The sequence below is a fragment of the Marivirga aurantiaca genome, from assembly GCF_016679925.1.
Lineage (GTDB): Bacteria > Bacteroidota > Bacteroidia > Cytophagales > Cyclobacteriaceae > Marivirga > Marivirga aurantiaca.
Genome location: NZ_JAEQBW010000029.1, coordinates 1 through 1,649, shown reverse-complemented (window position 1 = coordinate 1,649; position 1,649 = coordinate 1). Strand labels below are relative to the sequence as shown.

Annotated in this window: 1 protein-coding gene; it reads right to left on the bottom strand. The window is 38.2% G+C overall.

Translation table 11 applies throughout. From position 1 onward, the window contains the following. Positions 1 to 28: 28 nt before the first annotated feature. Complete coding sequence (locus JKA74_RS20630) at positions 29 to 1,543, bottom strand: IS1634 family transposase (RefSeq protein WP_236587995.1); 1,515 nt, start codon at positions 1,541 to 1,543, stop codon at positions 29 to 31. Between the last annotated feature and the right edge of the window lie 106 nt (positions 1,544 to 1,649).

The following is a 1,649-nucleotide window of genomic DNA, read 5'->3' as shown; positions in this document are numbered from 1 at the left end:
CCTGTTTTGTGCAACGCGTGACCCAAAATTAAATTTTCATATTCAATAGCCATTCCTGCTCCTGAGTGGGCTTCAGGATTTTGGTTTTTATCTCTTTAGATTTGGGGAGAGTGTATTTTAGTTGCTTTATTTCTTTTATCTCATTTAAAGCCTTTTCTGGTGATAGCTTGATTTGGTTTACAGCTAGCAGTCTTTCGAGTTCTTTGTAGACTGTATAGGCTGCAAAACAAAGACAAATATGTGCTTCTATCCGATTTTTTAACCGATGGTATACTGGTCTTATCCTTAGGTCGGTTTTTGATATTCTAAAAGCTTTTTCTATTTGCCAAAGCTGTGAATATTGTCCTATGATTTCTTCTTTGCTTAATTTGGTGTTTGTCACATACCCTTTCAAGCCATCCCAGACTTTATCAGCTGTATACTTTTGATAATCAATGCTCACCTTGGCTTCTCCTTCCAGCTTGAGATATTTGTTATACCCTCGGTTATTGATTTGATCTTTATTGAGTTTACCATTCTTTACCTTGGCTTCCAGTCTTTTCAAACCTTTTTCACGGTTTTTTTCATCCTTTTTCGCCCTGCTTGATGAATAGCTGACAATTAATCTCCCATTCTTGGATTTCACTTCTTGTGGCTGACCTTCCACTACATTCAGGGCAATCACTTGCTGTTTTAAAGCTTCCGTCTCATTCTTCACTCTTCCGCCCAGTATGTAATGGTAACCATGCTTTCCAAGCCCATCAATATTGATTTGGGATAACATCGCAGCATCTGCCACAATAATGGGCCTGTCGATATCAAACTTCTTTTGAAAGCTTTCTAATACAGGTATTAAAGTCTTTGTCTCTGAAGTGTTTCCCTCAAAAATTTGATAGCCGATAGGGTAGCCATGATTGCTTACTAAAAGTCCAATCATGATTTGAGGATGTTGATGCTTACCATCCTTGTTAAAACCAGGTATGCGGTAATCATCAGGCTCTGAGGCTTCAAAATATAGGGTGGTCATGTCATAAAATACAACTCCGATTTGACCGTTTAAAAGCTTTTTTGTGTACTCAAAAGTAATTTTTTCGATGCTGGGCTTTAGACTTTGATCCACTTGATCAAGATAGCGGTAGATGGAATACACGCTGATATCTAAATTCAAATGTTTTTTGAAGTACTCCAATGTTTTCAGTTTACTGCCTGGGCAAACTAACCTGCACAGAACCAGGCTTTTAAAGTAGTCGCGTGACCCGCCTACCGGAAAACCTATTTTTTGGTATATCCTGGCTAAGATTAACTCTGCACCTACATTCTGCAAATGCTCATTTGAGATGCTGCCAACAAAGCCTTCTACAACCAAATCATCATGCTCAATAAACAGTGAAGGAACGCCTTTTAAACGCTCTATTTCATTGTGCGCCAACAAAATAAGTAAATCTTCTTCTCGCTTGGTATGAGCTATACCAATGGTCTTGAATACTTTGTTTTTTCGCTTGACCTTTTGGACAACTTGGATACTTACTGATCCACTTTTGTTCTTGTTTTTTCTCACAAACATGAGCTAAAAATAGCTCCGCGTGACCCAAAATTCAAATTTTAATGACGTAAGTTGTTGATATTCAGTAGGGAGAATTTAGAGCGATGACATCGCGCACAAAACAGGA